Annotated in this window: 12 protein-coding genes and 2 pseudogenes; 6 read left to right on the top strand and 8 right to left on the bottom strand. The window is 56.6% G+C overall.

What is annotated here, in order from left to right; all coding sequences use genetic code 11:
* Positions 1-122: 122 nt before the first annotated feature.
* The 3 genes and pseudogenes from BLS26_RS07005 to BLS26_RS06995 all read right to left on the bottom strand — a co-directional run.
* A complete protein-coding gene (locus tag BLS26_RS07005; protein WP_244541862.1) occupies positions 123-1,346 on the bottom strand; it encodes an LVIVD repeat-containing protein in 1,224 nt (407 codons plus the stop codon).
* A gap of 155 nt (positions 1,347-1,501) precedes the next feature.
* Positions 1,502-2,278 (bottom strand): cyclase family protein, encoded by a 777-nt coding sequence (locus tag BLS26_RS07000; RefSeq protein ID WP_092509625.1) that lies wholly within the window; start codon positions 2,276-2,278, stop codon positions 1,502-1,504.
* Positions 2,279-2,641: 363 nt separating this feature from the next.
* Positions 2,642-2,968, bottom strand: a pseudogene (locus BLS26_RS06995) (LysR substrate-binding domain-containing protein); the annotation flags it as partial.
* Here BLS26_RS06995 and BLS26_RS06990 point away from each other — a divergent pair.
* Positions 2,963-3,382 (top strand): annotated as a pseudogene (locus BLS26_RS06990) (long-chain fatty acid--CoA ligase); the annotation flags it as partial. The pseudogenes BLS26_RS06995 and BLS26_RS06990 overlap by 6 nt on opposite strands.
* Before the next feature lie 103 nt (positions 3,383-3,485).
* Here the strand turns inward: BLS26_RS06990 and BLS26_RS06985 are convergent.
* Positions 3,486-4,355: a LysR family transcriptional regulator gene (locus BLS26_RS06985; protein ID WP_244541966.1), complete on the bottom strand. Its 870-nt coding sequence runs from the start codon at positions 4,353-4,355 to the stop codon at positions 3,486-3,488.
* Positions 4,356-4,752: 397 nt separating this feature from the next.
* Here BLS26_RS06985 and BLS26_RS06980 point away from each other — a divergent pair, with 397 nt between their 5' ends.
* Positions 4,753-6,558, top strand: coding sequence for an adenine deaminase C-terminal domain-containing protein (locus tag BLS26_RS06980; protein ID WP_092509622.1), 1,806 nt, complete (start codon positions 4,753-4,755; stop codon positions 6,556-6,558).
* 702 nt (positions 6,559-7,260) lie between these two features.
* Here BLS26_RS06980 and BLS26_RS36250 read toward each other — a convergent pair.
* Positions 7,261-7,536: a hypothetical protein gene (locus BLS26_RS36250; protein WP_172804503.1), complete on the bottom strand. Its 276-nt coding sequence runs from the start codon at positions 7,534-7,536 to the stop codon at positions 7,261-7,263.
* Here BLS26_RS36250 and BLS26_RS06975 point away from each other — a divergent pair.
* From BLS26_RS06975 to BLS26_RS06960, 4 genes are all read left to right on the top strand, one after another.
* Positions 7,433-8,500 carry a hypothetical protein gene (locus tag BLS26_RS06975; RefSeq protein ID WP_371360786.1) on the top strand — a complete coding sequence of 356 codons (1,068 nt, stop codon included), beginning with the start codon at positions 7,433-7,435 and terminating at the stop codon, positions 8,498-8,500. The genes BLS26_RS36250 and BLS26_RS06975 overlap by 104 nt on opposite strands.
* 81 nt (positions 8,501-8,581) lie before the next feature.
* On the top strand, positions 8,582-9,676 hold the full coding sequence (locus BLS26_RS06970; RefSeq protein WP_092509621.1) for a hypothetical protein: 1,095 nt from the start codon (positions 8,582-8,584) through the stop codon (positions 9,674-9,676).
* A gap of 77 nt (positions 9,677-9,753) precedes the next feature.
* The gene (locus BLS26_RS06965) at positions 9,754-10,230 is read left to right on the top strand and encodes a diheme cytochrome c-553 (RefSeq protein WP_197681319.1); all 477 of its coding nucleotides are present in this window, start codon (positions 9,754-9,756) and stop codon (positions 10,228-10,230) included.
* Positions 10,231-10,307: 77 nt separating this feature from the next.
* The gene (locus BLS26_RS06960; RefSeq protein ID WP_197681318.1) at positions 10,308-10,889 is read left to right on the top strand and encodes a diheme cytochrome c-553; all 582 of its coding nucleotides are present in this window, start codon (positions 10,308-10,310) and stop codon (positions 10,887-10,889) included.
* Positions 10,890-11,438: 549 nt separating this feature from the next.
* On the opposite strand, the gene BLS26_RS06950 is transcribed toward BLS26_RS06960, so the two are convergent.
* From BLS26_RS06950 to BLS26_RS06940, 3 genes are all read right to left on the bottom strand, one after another.
* Positions 11,439-11,867 carry a heme-binding protein gene (locus BLS26_RS06950; RefSeq protein ID WP_092509616.1) on the bottom strand — a complete coding sequence of 143 codons (429 nt, stop codon included), beginning with the start codon at positions 11,865-11,867 and terminating at the stop codon, positions 11,439-11,441.
* Complete coding sequence (locus tag BLS26_RS06945) at positions 11,860-14,844, bottom strand: FAD-binding and (Fe-S)-binding domain-containing protein (protein ID WP_092509615.1); 2,985 nt, start codon at positions 14,842-14,844, stop codon at positions 11,860-11,862. Before BLS26_RS06945 ends, BLS26_RS06950 begins: the two co-directional genes overlap by 8 nt.
* A 129-nt stretch (positions 14,845-14,973) precedes the next feature.
* Positions 14,974-15,696, bottom strand: coding sequence for a GntR family transcriptional regulator (locus tag BLS26_RS06940; RefSeq protein ID WP_092509614.1), 723 nt, complete (start codon positions 15,694-15,696; stop codon positions 14,974-14,976).
* Positions 15,697-15,768: the final 72 nt, after the last annotated feature.

Below are 15,768 nucleotides of genomic sequence, written 5' to 3'. Positions count from 1 at the left end.
GGGCGCTATCGCCGTTTGCCAGCCGACTGGGCTGGTCCCGCTAGCGACATGCGGATTACGATTTGTCCCAAAAGTCTTCGTCTTCTATTGCCTCATAGGGACGCTTCCGGATCGTGGCAACCTCACTTGCCGGTGTACCTCAGGATCCAAAGTCCCTGATTTTTGTGAGTCACATAGATGAAGCCGCGTGTATCGACGAGAACGTCTTCACTCTGAGCAACAAGCTTTCCCTTGGGATACGGACCATAACGGCGCGTCGGATCAGGAGGCAGGAAATATCCAGCTTCGCGGGGGGCGGTTGGCGTGCTCACATCGTAAATATGTAAACCGGCGTTGAAATAAGTCAGGTAGACTAGGTTGCTGGACTTCTGAACGAATGGATTGTGGAGCAGGGTATTCTGGTTGTGGGGCCCGAACCGGCCTCCGCGCTCACAAAAGCTTTTGATAGTCCAATTCGATGGCGGGAGCGGTAGCGGAAGCATTGCTATAAGCCGCGGCTTCGCTGGATCAGCGATATCGACGATCGAAGCATGATTGAGCGGTTCGTTGCAGTCTTCTTGAATGACTTCTGAGTTGATGTAAGCCAACCCGCGTTCCGGTACGGGAACGACCGTATGGACGCCAATGTTTGAGCCGAACGGTGGACTCATCGAGAGTCGGCCAACCTCCTTCGGGTGTGCGACGTCACTAATATCAAGAATGATCATGCCCGCGCCGCCATACGGCAGGTAGGCAAGGTTGCCGACAATAAATGCGGGTCCATGAAGCGAAGTGTCCGGCGGCATGACTTGGGATTCGCCGGTCTTCTGCCCCGGCACCCACCAGCGACCGGCTTCGACGGCATGCGCGGGATCGCTGATATCGACGATGATATAGATATTACCCTTGTAGCCCGGCACATAAGCCGGAAGGTGCATGTACTTGCCGCCGGGATAGCCAGCACGGTGAACACCAAGGAATCCAGTTTTGAACTGACCAAGCTTCTTCGGATTCAAAGGATCGCGAAGATCCCAAATCAACACGCCCTCATCAAAAGGTTTGCTGGGATCGCCGCCCCAGCCCGGAAAGATTTTGGCAATGGCCGTGATCATTTTTCCGTCGGCAATCTCCATTTGACCCGTATCAGTGTTGTCCGGACCCGGAATTTCCTTCACAATAGTCGGGTTCGCCGGATCGGTGACGTCCACGATATGCCAACCGCGATCCCAGAACTGACCAACATAAAGGTACCAGCGCTCGCCAGACTTCTGTATGGACATCTTGAAGCCTGGCTTGTCGTTCAAGTTGCTATAGCCGATCGCTTCCACGTTCAACGCGACCGCGCCGGACGGGATAGGATCAGCCATTGCCGATGTCCCATGCATTGAACCGATAAATGCTGCGGTTAGTACCCTCGCCCAACGTCCCATCTTCATATTATTCTCTCTTAAATGATTGGATATCGGTGCAGCGAATGCTTTCAGCTTGGACGGATCGGTGGGCTGGACGGCCCCGTAACTAGCTATTCGTCGATGATAGCCACCGCCCTGGTCCATCCTGCTGAAGCACGCTCGACTTTGACCGGAAAACACGACACTGTGAATCCAGTCGCGGGAAGTTGTTCGAGACCGTGCAGCTTTTCAATGTGGCAATAGCCGATATGTCGGCTGGCCTTGTGGCCCTCCCAAATTAGGCTGGCGTCCCTGGTTCGCGCATATTCCTTCGCGGTATGAATGAATGGCGCGTCCCAGCTCCAGCCATCAATGCCGGTTAGACGCACGCCGCGTTCGAGCAGATACATTGTTGCCTCGTAGCCCATGCCGCAGCCAGACGTCACATAATCGTGCTGGCCATATTTGGTGCCTGCGCTGGTGTTGACCACGACGATCTCCAACGGTGCTAACGTGTGACCAATGCGCTTGAGCTCTGTCTCGACATCAGCGGCAGTCGCCACATAGCCGTCGGCGAAATGACGGAAGTCCAGTTTCACGCCTGGTTGCAGACACCATTCGAGCGGCACCTCATCAATTGTCCACGAGCGCTCGCCGCGATTCATGCTAGGGTGGAAATGCCATGGGGCATCAAGATGGGTGCCGTTGTGCGTTGAGAGTTGAACGCGCTCGGCCGCCCAACCAAGAGCGTCAGGCAGGTCCTCCGCTTTCAGTCCCGGAAAGAAGCGCAAAATCGCCGGCAAGCCCTGCAGATGATCGGTGTATGCAATTTCAGGCCCGCCGCCCGGAGGATCGGCGGGAATGTCGCTTTGCAAAGCTACCGAGATATCGATCAGCTTGCGCCCCATAGCAGTTCCTCTAAGTTTTGCGTTCGAATTTTTGTGGATTGCCGACGCTCGATGGTCTTGGCGTCTGCGCCTGGACGTTGTGACGATCGAAGCTCCAATTGCGGCCCAGAGAACGTCTCCAATTTACCCGGTCTCAGAGCACCTGCTGTCCAGCATTGTAGAAATTGATTTCTGCTTCGCCTAGCGAGAAATCGGTAACGGGCTGTGTCGAAAAATGCAGCAGGTTACCATCAAGGCCTTCGGAGTGATTGTACCAAAGCCCGCCCGTCCGGTAGAATTTGAAGAAATGGCGTCGGCTGAACTCAGGTTAGATCGAAAGTCCCGGCGGGACCCGAGGATCGAGCCGTAATTCGCGATCAACCGCTATCCCCGAAGTATATCATGGTCTGCGCGGGCAGATGTCGTGACGAAGTCGATGACAGCCCGAATGGCAGGAACAGAAATAAGATCTGGATGCGCCAGCAACCATATATTTGAAAGTCCCGCGAGCTTAGTTGGAGCGACGCGGACGAGTTCCGCGTGCGCGTTGCCAACAAAGCATGACAGCACGGAGATGCCGATACCGGCCCTCACGGCTGCCAACATATCTGTCTGCGAGGAGCATCGCATTACAACCGACGCGTCGCGTGAAACCGCGTCGACCCAGCGTCCCAGCTCTGCGTTCGATGACTTGTCGGCAAAGCCAATTACCATGGAAACGCAGAGGCCCGAGCGGAAGCTAGTCGAGACGGGTTGGTCTCCGTCGGAGACGTCGGGTATCTCGATGAAGACGGATATCTGTTCATGTGTGATCGCAAACGCGACATGGTAATTTCCGGCGGCGTAAACATTTATCCGGCGGAGATTGAGAATGCTTTAATAGGTATGGACGGAGTTCGCGACTGCGCAGTGTTCGGCATTCCGGACGAGGAATTCGGCGAGCGTTTATGCGCTTGTATCGAGCCTGAAGATGGCGGGGTTCAATCGCCTTCCGCTGTACAGGACTATCTTAAGAAGCGGCTTGCGAATTTCAAGGTGCCCAAGGATATTCGCTTTGTTGGCGCGCTGCTGCGCGAAGATAGCGGCAAGATATTCAAAAGAAAGCTGCGCGATCCAAATTGGGAAGGGTATTCCGACAGAAAGCTGCAGGCCGCTGCAAAGGACCTGTCTCCGGCCAAACAAAAGTTCAATCCCAAAGATGAAATCGAATGACAAACCTGCGCCTTTTTTACGGGCGCCCTTGCCGCAGTTCAATTTCCGCGGCCGCAAGTTTCAAGAAGGCGTCCAAGGCTGGAGGGGGCGAGCGCCCGGCGCGCACGTAAACTCCCATCTCCCAAAAAAGTGTCTTTGCAGTTTTAAGCGGAACTTGAACTAACTTACCGGCCTCAGCCTCACGCCCTGTCCCAACTCGTGGACTGAATGCGATTCCCAGCCCAGCACCAGCCAACTTCCTCATCAGTTCGACCGAGCCTGTTTGTAGAACAACCTTTAGGGCATAGTCCTTGAGAGCTGGCTGCAGTATTCCATACAAAGACAGGTTGGGGGTGGGCAATATTAGAGGATAACGAGCGCACTCAGCGAAAGTCACAGCACGTTTTGATGCGAGCGGATGTTTAGGAGCCAGAATTGCCACAAACCCGAATCGGGCGACGACGGCTTGGCGTAATGCTGGATTACGGTGTGTAGTAAAGCCGATTCCCGCATCCGCATCCCCGTTAGCAACGGCGCTAAAAATTTCCGATGCGCTGCCGGCTGTAATTTTAAGTTCAATAAGAGGATACTTCGTCAACATCTGCGTCGCTAACGTCGACATCAACGTCAGCTGAAGCCCCTCGACTGCCATGATATTCAAGCTTCCACGCTGGAGACCGCGTAAACTATCAAGGTCACCTTTTAACCGTTGCGCATCCTGTAACACGTTGGTTACATGATCGGCGAATATTTCACCGGCCGCAGTCAATTTCAGTCCCGCGTTTAGTCTTTCGAACAGGGGCTCGCCCACCTCCATTTCTAGAGCAAGCAGTTGGCGATTTGCTGCAGATGCTGTGACGTTCAAATGGCGTGCAGCTCCGCGAATTGAGCCGCATCGTCGGATCATATCGAAATAGCTGATTGAGCGAGCGTGAATGCGCATCATAGTAGCCAAAGGGTAAGGAGCGTTTGCCGCCGTTTCAGTTTGCTCCCGATGGATTTAGGGTTGACCTCAATCCGCGTAGCCACCGGTTGCGTTCGTAATTGACGCTAACTGTTGCATATTTCGAAGCATCCGTCTGCATTTATATCGCTATGCGAGACGCAGGCCCATTCCTATAACGCACAGGATCGATTTCTAACGGCCGTTCTTTTGCGCAGCCGAATGATCTAACGGGCGACATTCGTGCTCCACCATAACTGGCAGCTGCGATCGAGTCAGCGTTAGTCGCTAGCTCCATCGCATTGATTCGCCAAGTTCGTTGCCGTCGCTCCGCAGGTCAACACAAGCAGGAAAATGGAAGATGAATTCTTTGGCCAGCTCATTCAGGTCTCTATTGGTCGCAATAGCGTCCACGATGTTAGCGTGTGATCCTGCTGCTCTGGCCGCGACGGATAAACCGACGGTCGAGTCGCTGAAGGCGGAATACAAAATCGTTCTGGATATTATCGACGGAAACGCGCCTGCCGATCTGCTAATCAAAAATATCAAGGTAGTGGACGTTTTTACCAATGGCGTTTACCCGGGCTCTCTATTGATACACGGCGAGAAAATCATCGCGGTAAACCCAAGCGAGAAAATAAGCGCGAAGGCAGTATTTGACGGGAGAGGGATGTACGCCATTCCCGGACTAATCGATGCGCACTTCCACATAGAGTCGCAAATGGCAACGCCCGCCACCATGCAGAGTATTTTGGCGCCACATGGCACGACCGCGGTTTATGCTGAAACGAACGATCTCGTAAGCGCGGCGCAGGAAGACGGCGTGGCAGCAGCCAAGGAAGTGTTCAAGGGGTACGAGCGATTCCCTTATCGACTTTACGCTTTTGCTCCAGGAAAAAAGGTCGATGCCGGGATAGCAATAAAATTGCTCGATTGGGCTCCCGTGATCGGGATGGGCGAGCTAAACCACAATCTTCTCCTCGCAGGCAATGAAGACGAATTTCTAAAACTGGCCACGACCAATTCGAGAAATATGCTGATTGATGGTCACGTTCAGACTAACCGATCGTCGGATCAACTTAATCTCTTCCCGGCGCTGGGCACGAGCAACAATCACAACGCTCTCACCTACGCAGATACGGTGGCGGACCTTCGCATCGGCCTACCGACGGTGGTGCGCGATATGCTGGGTTGTTTGGAAAGAATAATTCCGGGTGTGGTCAACAACCACCTGCCCACAGACAATCTCCTGCTCGGAACCGACAATATTGCGGTCGGTACACTGGTCCAGAGTGGACACATGGACAATATCGTTCAGAAGGTTATCGGAATGGGCGTCAATCCCATCGAAGCCATCAAGATGGCAAGCTATAACGTCGCCAGAAGTTTCAAGATGGAAGATAAGCTTGGCTCCCTCACTCCCGGGAGGTTTGCCGATATTGTTCTCATTCCACGAATGGACGAAATTAAGCCAGCATATGTCTTCAAGGGCGGAAAGCTTGTCGCTGAAAATGGAAAACTGACATCGGGCAGTGAAATCGAGGTCGACTATTCTGGCGTTATCATGAGTACAAAGCCAGGCCTCGGCGACTTAAAGCGGGAAGAACTTGAACTCAAACCGATAGAAGTGTCGCCCGATGGAGCTAGGGTTAAAGTATTCGTGTGGAGCCAGTCATTTGCTGACGGGGACGGGTTTGCTGAGCAATGGCTAAATGCGAAAGACGGAAAGATAATTCCGGAATTTAATGGTCAGAAACTTTCACGTATCTCGGTCATTGAGCGATATGCCAAGCACGGGAAACGAAACATTTTGAATGCTTACATTGTTGGTTACAACATCAAGAGTGGCGCTATTGGTATGAATATGGCTGCGCCATCTCAGCACATTGGAGTTATAGGCTCTTCCGTCGATGACCTTTTATTTGAGGCGAAGGAGCTCGATAAGCACACCGGCGCCTTCATGACGACCGGGTCGGGAGAAGTTAAAGCCGTGCTGGATCTGCCTATATACAGCATGATGACCCCCTTGCCGGCCAGTGAAATTATCAAAGCGCAAAGCCAGCTTGCTGCATCCGGAACGAGTATCGGATACGATGACGGCATGCCGTGGTTTCGAAAAATGAGCTATCTATTTTTCTCGTTGGATAGATACGGCAAGATTCATTGATCTGGCGGAAGGAGCGCGCCAAATGCCGCTCTAAGCACTCCGCCAGGAGAAGCTGAGGCAGTACTGTACGTAGAATGTTCGGTGACCCGAAAGGGTCACGCAGATGGGCTCCAAAGAGTTCAGCGGCGCGATTATTTCGTGTCATCTTCCAGTACGAGCAGGAGCGGTATGACCGTATTTGCTGCGCCGCGTTTATTCCAGGCATCCGCAGATCGATGGCGGAGCGCGAGACGTTTGTTTCGGTGGTGTCGTTTTGCGGGGTCGGTCTGCTGATGTCCCTCGAGTGTCTTCTTGCTCACCAAATACACCCCTGTGAATGGTCCTGAATGAGCAGCGATGCGCCGCATCGTGATTCTAGTGATGCGACGATGCGGCTATGTTCGATGGTACGAGAGCAGACGCATTTCATTCCGCATATGACAACACAATTGCCAGCAGTACCTTGATCGTGACCGCCTTCGCAGTGCTTAACGGCTGCTACACGGCTTCATTCGGTAAATGGCATGCCTTATGCCCGCTTAGGCACTGACACTAATCGAAGCTAATTGCGTGCTTCCAGCATTGCCCTTGGGTGGTGAAGTTTTCACGTCTTCCAACCCGAGCGCTTCGCTCGATGTCGCATCCGCAGCGACATTCGAAGCAGTCGACTCCAAGCCTTGGAATATTAGGCGCGTTCGTCAAAGAGATACGCCGCGCATTTCTCTAATTAGAAACTGCGCTTCGATAGCCGTTGCATTTTTGGATACGAGCAGCTGCATATTTGACGCTATGCGAAGCAGACGTGTCTTCGTAGCGTTTTTTACTGCTTAAACGGGGGGCGGTGTCGATAAATGCGTATTCCGCATATCGCACGCAGTCATTTTTGGGGGATTTAATGTCTTTAGGTTCGAGCAAGTCTCTACGTTCCAGCGTACTTTTGATGGCGGTGATTTCAATAGCTGCGCTCTCCGCGACTAGCGACGCCAACGCGGCTGACATGGCTGCGGATCAGCCGGTGAAGGCACTCGCGCCTGTCGCTGCTGTGCCGTTCTTTTATATCAACGATAACCTGCTGACCTATGCATACGAGCCCAGGGGCATCGAGCCAGGAACCCCGAACCAAGGAGTGACGGCAAGACAGGTTGTAGCTTTCACCCACTTCGATGCGTGGGCATATGGAACGAACTCGATCAACGTCGGCTATTACATGTCGGATCATAACAATCCGGAGGGCCCCTGCGGTTATCGGACTACCGGGTGTGGCGGCTCAAGCGAATTCTTCGGGTTGATTCGAAGCACATTCGGCTTCAACCAGATATTCAACACCACTGCCTTCTCCGTGGGCCCGTTGCGTAATGTGTCGTTCGAGGTTGGAGTCGATGGAAGTACGGAAAACACATTTGTCGGGACACGTAAACATGCAGCCGTCGCCGGCCTTCAGTTCGCCTTCGACCTTCCATATAGGGGCTTTTTCAACTTTGCGCCCTTGTACTACAAAGAAACCAGCCACAGTTCCTTCACCCAGTGCGGGCTCTTTGGTCCTGGCGTTCCAGGCGTGACCTGCCTCGCGGACGGCGACACGAATTACAACGGCACGTGGAGGCTTGAGGCCAATTACTACATGGATCTGGGATTTCTCCCTGAGAGCATTCGCTACTTTTCCGTTAGCGGTCGCGCCAGCCTGATCGGTCCAAAAGGCAACTCGAACGCTCCACTCGGGATCGCTGGTGGCGGAATCGCCACAGTGCCCGAACTCAATGCCGAGCCAATTCGCTTGACGTTCGACGTTAGTAAAGCGGTTTGGGGCCCAACCCGCTCGCATTTCGTCGACGTGTGGGTTGCCTATCATTACTGGCAGAACAAGTCCGGCTTGGACCATAATCTTAGCAGTGTCTGCAACGGAGTTTATGCGGGTAGCTGCACTGAATCGTCCGTCTACACCGGTGTCACCGTCAAGTTTTAGCTCTGAAAGCCTCCGGAAAGGGCGTCGCGATGCTCCCGCGGCGCCCGTCCGATTCTCTGCGCTGAATTCGGATTATTTCTCGTGCTCGACCTGATTTACCTGCCCCCGAAAATCCAGAATCGTGTTCGCGCGAGTGCCCTAAGGGTGGGAATCGCGGCTGCGTTGCTTTCTCCGCTGCTCGCCGTGGCGGGCGGCGAGCTCGACGATGCATTACCGCCGACGTTGCGCGATACCGGCCTCTATCAAGATTGGGATACGAAAACAATCGGCCCGGACAAGCTTGCGTACTCGCCCCAATATCCGCTTTGGTCCGACGGCGCCATCAAATCTCGCTGGATGCAATTGCCGCCGGGTGCATTCGTCGACGCTTCGCAACCGGACGCGTGGCAATTCCCGATTGGCACCAAGTTTTGGAAGGAATTCAAATTTTCCCGCCGTGCCGAAACCCGTTACATCGAGCGGACCGCGCAAGGCTGGAAATACGCGACTTATGTTTGGAATGACGACGAAACACAGGCTGTGCTCGCGCCGAAACAAGGTATTCGCAACAGCGTCCCAATTAACGACAAGGTGCGTCACGGCATTCCGTCGAGGTCGGACTGTCATTCTTGTCATGAGGGGAATCCAGTGCCGATCCTTGGCTTTGGTGCCCTACAGCTATCAGTCGATCGCGATCCCAACGCGCCGCACTCAGAGCCGCTTCCGGACGGAGATGTGACATTACTTACGCTGATCAAAAACGGGCAAGTGCGCGGTTTGCCCAGCTATTTGACCAACGGAGACCCACGTATTGCCGCGCGTAGTCCGACAGCACGCGCCGCGTTGGGCTATCTCCACGGAAACTGTGGAGGGTGCCACACCTTCAGCGGAGAACTCGGTAATCTCGACTTCTCGCTAAAGTATCCGGTCACTCTGCCTCCCCCCGATCGGCCCCCCGCCCTGGATACAACCTTGGGGCATATCAGCAAGTTCGTTCCGCCTTCGTGGGAAACTCCTGGGCAGCGCGTGCGCGCGGGGGATGCCGACCACAGCGTCCTGGCCGAGCGTATTGCGTCGAGAAACCCCTATATTCAAATGCCACCGCTCGGAACGCGTCTTGTAGACGATGAGGCGGTTACATTGATCCGCAAGTGGATTTCCGAGGAACCTCAGTCAAAGGACGAGCCACCAAAGTGAGAAATCAGCGACTAAGAGCCTTGGCCGCGACATCGCTTGTTTTCGCGTCCGTCTGTTTCAGTGCGAACGCGGAGCCAATGACGAAGGATGAGATGATCAAGCGCGGCAAATATTGGGTGGATGTCGTGGGTTGTGAAGACTGCCACACTCCTCACAAAGGTGAAGTATTAGGCGCGTCGCCCGAGGACATGCCGTTTTATCTGGCGGGTCACCCAGCCGACGTGAAAGTTGAACTGCCCGTCCGAAGTCAGCCTTGGATTCTTGTTACTTCAGTCGACCACACGGCCCATGCTGGGCCGTGGGGAATAAGCTTCTCAGCAAATCTTACGCCGGATCACGAAACGGGCCTGGGCACATGGACCGAGGAGCAGTTCATTAAAACGCTTCGCGAAGGCAAGGTAAGGGGGCGCGGCCGATCTCTGCTTCCACCAATGCCATGGCCGCACTTCGTGTATCTCAAGGACGAGGATTTGAAGTCAATTTTCGCATACTTACGCACGGTGAAGGCGGTCAAGAACAGGGTTCCAGAGCCGACGGCCCCAGCTGGACGTTGAGACTTCTGTCTCTAAGAGTGGCAGCGCGATCAATGCGTTCTGGTTCCCATAGGCTTCGGTCAAACAAAGCAATGCTCATGAAAGCGAGATTGATGATTCGAAACGCACGACTGAATGCAACCGTTTCGGCCGCAGCTGCAGTCATCTGGGTGTCGCTGTGTATCAGCGCTGATGCACAACAGGGGGCTGGGGAACAGATGATCAAGCGGGGCGAATACCTCGTGCACGTGATCGGCTGCGAAGGGTGTCATACGCCATACAGGGAGGTGGTCGATGGACCGCCCGAAATCGACATGTCGCGATACCTTTCAGGACATCCCTCAGAACTCAAGACTCCGGCTCTCGTCCCAACTCCTCCTTGGGTGATCGCCTCTTCAACGTATCACACGGCGCATGCGGGACCTTGGGGCGTGAGCTTCGCCGCTAATCTCACGCCCGACAACGAAACGGGTCTTGGCAAATGGACGGAGGAAGAGTTCATACAAACGCTCCGAGAAGGCAAACACCAGGGGCGAGGCCGCGCTTTGCTACCACCCATGCCATGGACGCATTTCAGGATGTTTTCGGGCGATGATTTAAAATCGATCTTTGCGTTTCTTCGTACCGTGAAGCCGATCAAGAACAAAGTGCCGGAACCGCTTGGATCCACAAATCGCTAATCGCGGTACGAGAGCAAATGAATTATGCCAGCGGTCGGCTTCGTGATCAGCGGGGTTGCAATGGTAATCCGGGTTCTTAAGCGCAATTTACGTTCGACGAGGGCGTCTGACTCTGTGGCCTATCGTCCTGATGGGGACGGCTGCAGCACGAATTCCGGCATTCCGGACCGTGTCGCGAATGGAAACTGGAAGCGCCAGCAACCCGTCACATACCTGGCATTCATGTGCAACTCAGCGGGTTTTCGGTTTGCCAGGCGAGCCGTCGCCGCCGATCGCATCGAGATACGGCTTGTACTTGGACGACAGCTTGCGGAGAGCTTCGACAATCTTTTTCTTCTTTTCGGGCGGAAGGTCCGGCTCGTCAGCTAAAGCTTTGCTTCAAGGCTTTCCCAAAAAGCCGGCCCGCCCTTCAGGATCCGAAGATTTTCCTGCTGATTCTCCATGAAGCTGATGCGAAAAGAGCTCGAGCGGCGAAAAAGACTTTTCTTCCGCCGCGGCGGCTGGTTCGGTTTCGCTGATCGCATTCTCCGATGTATTTCCTGTTCTGATTCAGCCGGCGTTGGCCTTCAGCCCCGCGGCTTCGATGCCGGCGAGGGCGCAGATCTCGTCGTTGTCAGAGGTGTCGCCGCTGACGCCGACCGCGCCGAGCAGGCCGCCATCGCCCATGATCAGCACGCCGCCGGGCACCGGTACCAGGCGGCCCTGCGCCATCGTGTTCACGGCATCGATGAAATAGGCCTGCTCCTGCGCGCGCTGGAACAGCGCCCGCGATCCCATTCCCATTGCCAGCGCGCCATAGGCCTTGCCGTGGGCGATCTCGGCCCGCATCAGGCTGGTGCCGTCCTGCGCCGCCGTGACTTTGACGCAGCCGCGGGCGTCGAGAATGGTGATGACCAGCGGCTTGAATTTCTTCTCGACGCCTTTGGCAAGCGCGGCATCGAGAATCTTGCGGGCAACGTCGAGAGTGAGTTCAGCCATCGGTCTGTTCCTTTGTGATCGGAGAGGGGGGTGAATGGGTTCTGGCGCTGTCGAGGCTCATCGCCAGCACCTGCGCGACATGAAGCGCAGCACGCTTCGTGCCATCCTTGATCTGATGCCGGCACGAGGTGCCGTCGGCGACGATCAGCACAGCCGCGTCGGCACCGCGTACCGCGGGGAGCAGCGAGAGTTCGGCCATGTCGATCGAAGCCTGGTAGGTGTCGGCGCCATAGCCGAACGCGCCGGCCATGCCGCAGCAACTAGACTCGATGATCTCGACGTTCAGCTCGGGAATGAGGCGCAGTATTTTTTCAACAGGCTTGAATGCACCGAATGATTTCTGGTGGCAATGGCCATGCACCAATGCTTTCTCGGCTATCGAGCCAAGCGGCAGTTTGAGCCGGCCGGCCTCCGCCTCGCGCACGAGAAATTCCTCGAACAACAGTGCATGCGCGCTGACGCTCTTGGCATCGTTGTCGGCGCGCAATGAGAGCAGTTCGTCGCGGAGGGTAAGCAGGCAGCTCGGCTCCAGGCCGACGATCGGCACGCCGCGCGCGGCGAACGGGGCGTAGGTCGCGACCAGCCGGTCTAGTTCACTGCGCGCCTGATCGACCAGCCCCGCTGAAAGGAAGGTACGTCCGCAGCAGAGCGGTCGGCCGCGATCGGTGGGCTTCGGAACGTGAACGCGGTATCCGCCTTCGACCAGCACCCGCAGCGCGGCGTCGAGATTTTCTCGCTCATAGGCGCGATTAAACGTGTCGGCGAACAGCACGACCTCGCGGCCGTCAACCGGGCCGAAGGTCTCGGCATCGGGCCCGAACACGTCGCGCCGGAATGCGGGCAAAGCGCGTTGCGCGCTGATGCCTGCGAACTTTTCGAACAGCGCGCGCAGCATCGGGCTGCGATTGCGCCAATTGGCGAGCGGGGCAAAGCGGGAAGCCAGACCGGCGTAACGCGGGAGGTAGCCGACCAGCCGGTCGCGCAGCGAAAGCCCGTGCCTGGCGGCGCGCGCGGCCAACACTTCGATCTTCATCTTGGCCATGTCGACGCCGGTCGGGCATTCGTGACGGCAGGCCTTGCAGGACACGCAGAGTTTCAGCGTGTCCATCATCTCGTCGGAGGCCAGCGCATCCGGGCCCAACTGGCCCGAGATCGCGAGCCGCAGCGTATTGGCGCGGCCTCGCGTCACATCCTTTTCGTTGCGGGTTGCGCGATAGGACGGACACATCACGCCGCCTTCGAGCTTCCGGCAGGCGCCGTTGTTGTTGCACATCTCGACGGCGCCCTGAAAGCCGCCGCCGGCGCCGGGATAGGCCGACCAGTCGAGCGCGGTCTTGAACTCCGTGATGCGATAGTCCGGCGGATAGCGAAACAGCGAACGATCGTCCATCTTGGGCGGATCGACGATCTTACCCGGGTTGAGCAAATTGTCCGGGTCGAAGCGGTGCTTGACCTCGCGGAAGTCGGCGACGATGCGCGAACCGAACATCGTCTCATGAAATTCGGAGCGGACCAGGCCGTCGCCATGCTCGCCGGAATGCGAGCCCTTGTATTCGCGCACCATCTCGAATGTCTCTTCGGCGATCGCCCGCATCGCCTTGACGTCTTTTTCGAGCTTCAGGTTGAGCACCGGGCGCACGTGCAGGCAGCCTTCGGAGGCGTGCGCATACATGGTGCCGCGAGTGCCGTGTTTGGCAAAGATGGCATTCAACCGTTCGGTATAGTCGGCGAGATGCGGCAGCGGCACCGCGCAATCCTCGACAAAGGAGACCGGTTTGCCCTCCTGCTTCATCGACATCATGACGTTGAGGCCGGCGGCGCGGAAATCGGCGATGCCGGCCTGCAGCGCGGGCTCTGATATCTCGACCACGCCGCCCCACTTGCGCTGCGGCTGGTCCCAGCCGAAGCCGAGATCGCCCATCAATTCACCGAGCTGCTTCAGGCGTCGTAGGTTTTCGGCCTGATCTTCCTCGGCGAATTCCACGATCAGCACCGCATCGGGATCGCCGCGCACGGCGGTACTGATAATGGGCTGGAACATCGCGATCTCGCGGCCGAGCGCGATCATGGTGCGGTCGACCAGTTCAACCGCAATCGGGCGCAGCTTCACCAGATGCTGTGCCGCATCCATCGCCTCGTAGAAGCTGCCGAAGTGACAGACGCCCAGCACCTTGTTGCGGATGACGGGCCAAAGCTTGAGTTCGACCTGCGTGGTGAAAGCCAGCGTGCCTTCGGAGCCGACCAATAGATGCGCCAGGTTGTTCGGCGCATTGCGCGGCACCAACGCATCGAGGTTGTAGCCGCCGACGCGGCGCTGCACCTTCGGAAACCGCTCGGCGATCTCGCCTGCTTCCCGCTCGCCGAGATCGAGCATGTCGCGGAACAAGTCGAGGCCGCTCTTGGAAGAATTCACCTGCGCGAGGTCGCGGGGGACCTCGCCGAAATGCAGTCGCGTACCGTCGGCGAGCGCCGCATCCATCGACAGCGTGTTGTCGCGCATGGTGCCGTAGCGCAGCGAGCGTCCGCCGCAGGAATTATTGCCGGCCATGCCGCCAATGGTGGCGCGCGAGGCGGTGGACACATCCACCGGAAACCACAGGCCGTGCTTTTTGAGCTGGCGGTTGAGATCATCCAGCACGATGCCGGGTTCGACCACGCAGGTCCGGTTGGCGACATCGAGCGAGAGAATGCGGTTCAGGTGTTTGGAAAAATCGATGACGATCCCTTCGTTGACGGTCTGGCCGCATTGCGAGGTGCCGCCACCGCGGGGGGTGACGATTCGGCCCTCATCCGCAGCGATGGCGAGCGTCCGCAGCGCCTCGTCCACGGTCCGGGGAACCACCACGCCGAGCGGCAGTATCTGGTAGAACGAGGCGTCGGTCGCATAGCGGCCGCGGTTGAAGGCATCGAAGAAAACGTCGCCCGTGATCTCGCGGGCCAGTTTGCTTTCTAGCTTCACTGAGCCTTCGTTGGACATTCCACCCCCGCTGCTACCGGCAAACATCGCTCGCTCGTACTTGGGTGGGAAAATAAATGCAATGATTTCGCACTTGATTCAGTTTTGAATTCAAAGCAGCCAAGGCTGTGTGAGCAGCGCCTGCCTGATCTAGGTGGCGACGCCGTCTTTCAGATGCTCGACGGCAGCAGTCCGCTTGTTGCGCAAATGTATAAACAGAATGTCGCTGAGTTCACTGCCGGCGCGGCGACGCAGCGCGTCCAGGATAGTTTCGTGTTCGCGCATGGCTTCCCCCCATCGCTCGCGCTTGCGGGCAAAATTGGCGGAGTAGCGGACCCGCCGAATACGGCCGGCGAAGTTGGCGTAAGTGTTTCGCAGCGTTGTGTTGCGCGAGGCTTCGACGATCTTGTGGTGGATCAACTGATTGACGCGGAAATAGCCGTGCATGTCGCGGTTCAGGTAGAAGCCGTACATCTCATAATGCAGCCGCTCGATCTCGGCGATTTCGGCGTCGGTGATGTTTTCGCAGGCGAGGCGGCCGGCCAGGCCTTCGAGGCCGCCCATGACGTCGAACAGTTCAGCGAGATCGTGCTCGCTCAATTGCCGGACGCGGGCGCCGCGGTTGGGTAGCAGTTCCACCAGCCCTTCGGACGCCAGTACCTTCAGGGCCTCGCGCAACGGCGTGCGCGAGATGCCCAGCATCTCGCAAAGCTGACGTTCCGGCACGCGGCCGCCGTCCGCGATGTTGCCTTCGACGATATGGTCGCGCAGCCGCGTCAGGATCTCGTCGTGCAGGGATTGGTCTTCGCGGCTGGCATCCGCAGCGGTTGCAAGGGCCGTCGAACCGGCGTCATGGGGAATCAGCGGCTTCATAAGCGTAACATAAGCTTTGAATCGGGAGCCGTCGATGTAATTTTGAACTCAAAGTTATGATTGATATTCCAA

It is taken from the genome of Afipia sp. GAS231 (genome assembly GCF_900103365.1).
In the GTDB taxonomy this organism is placed as follows: domain Bacteria; phylum Pseudomonadota; class Alphaproteobacteria; order Rhizobiales; family Xanthobacteraceae; genus Bradyrhizobium.
The sequence above is the reverse complement of the archived record's forward strand: the minus strand, read 5'-3'. Positions and strand labels throughout refer to the sequence as shown.

Coding starts and splice junctions, on each gene's coding strand:
- BLS26_RS06975 (WP_371360786.1), top strand. CDS start 7,433: ATGTCTTTAGGTTCGAGCAAGTCTCTACGTTCCAGCGTACTTTTGATG.
- BLS26_RS06960 (WP_197681318.1), top strand. CDS start 10,308: ATGAAAGCGAGATTGATGATTCGAAACGCACGACTGAATGCAACCGTT.
- BLS26_RS06985 (WP_244541966.1), bottom strand. CDS start 4,355: ATGATCCGACGATGCGGCTCAATTCGCGGAGCTGCACGCCATTTGAAC.
- BLS26_RS06965 (WP_197681319.1), top strand. CDS start 9,754: ATGACGAAGGATGAGATGATCAAGCGCGGCAAATATTGGGTGGATGTC.
- BLS26_RS07000 (WP_092509625.1), bottom strand. CDS start 2,278: ATGGGGCGCAAGCTGATCGATATCTCGGTAGCTTTGCAAAGCGACATT.
- BLS26_RS06950 (WP_092509616.1), bottom strand. CDS start 11,867: ATGGCTGAACTCACTCTCGACGTTGCCCGCAAGATTCTCGATGCCGCG.
- BLS26_RS06980 (WP_092509622.1), top strand. CDS start 4,753: ATGAATTCTTTGGCCAGCTCATTCAGGTCTCTATTGGTCGCAATAGCG.
- BLS26_RS36250 (WP_172804503.1), bottom strand. CDS start 7,536: ATGTCAGCCGCGTTGGCGTCGCTAGTCGCGGAGAGCGCAGCTATTGAA.
- BLS26_RS06945 (WP_092509615.1), bottom strand. CDS start 14,844: ATGTCCAACGAAGGCTCAGTGAAGCTAGAAAGCAAACTGGCCCGCGAG.
- BLS26_RS07005 (WP_244541862.1), bottom strand. CDS start 1,346: ATGGCTGATCCTATCCCGTCCGGCGCGGTCGCGTTGAACGTGGAAGCG.
- BLS26_RS06940 (WP_092509614.1), bottom strand. CDS start 15,696: ATGAAGCCGCTGATTCCCCATGACGCCGGTTCGACGGCCCTTGCAACC.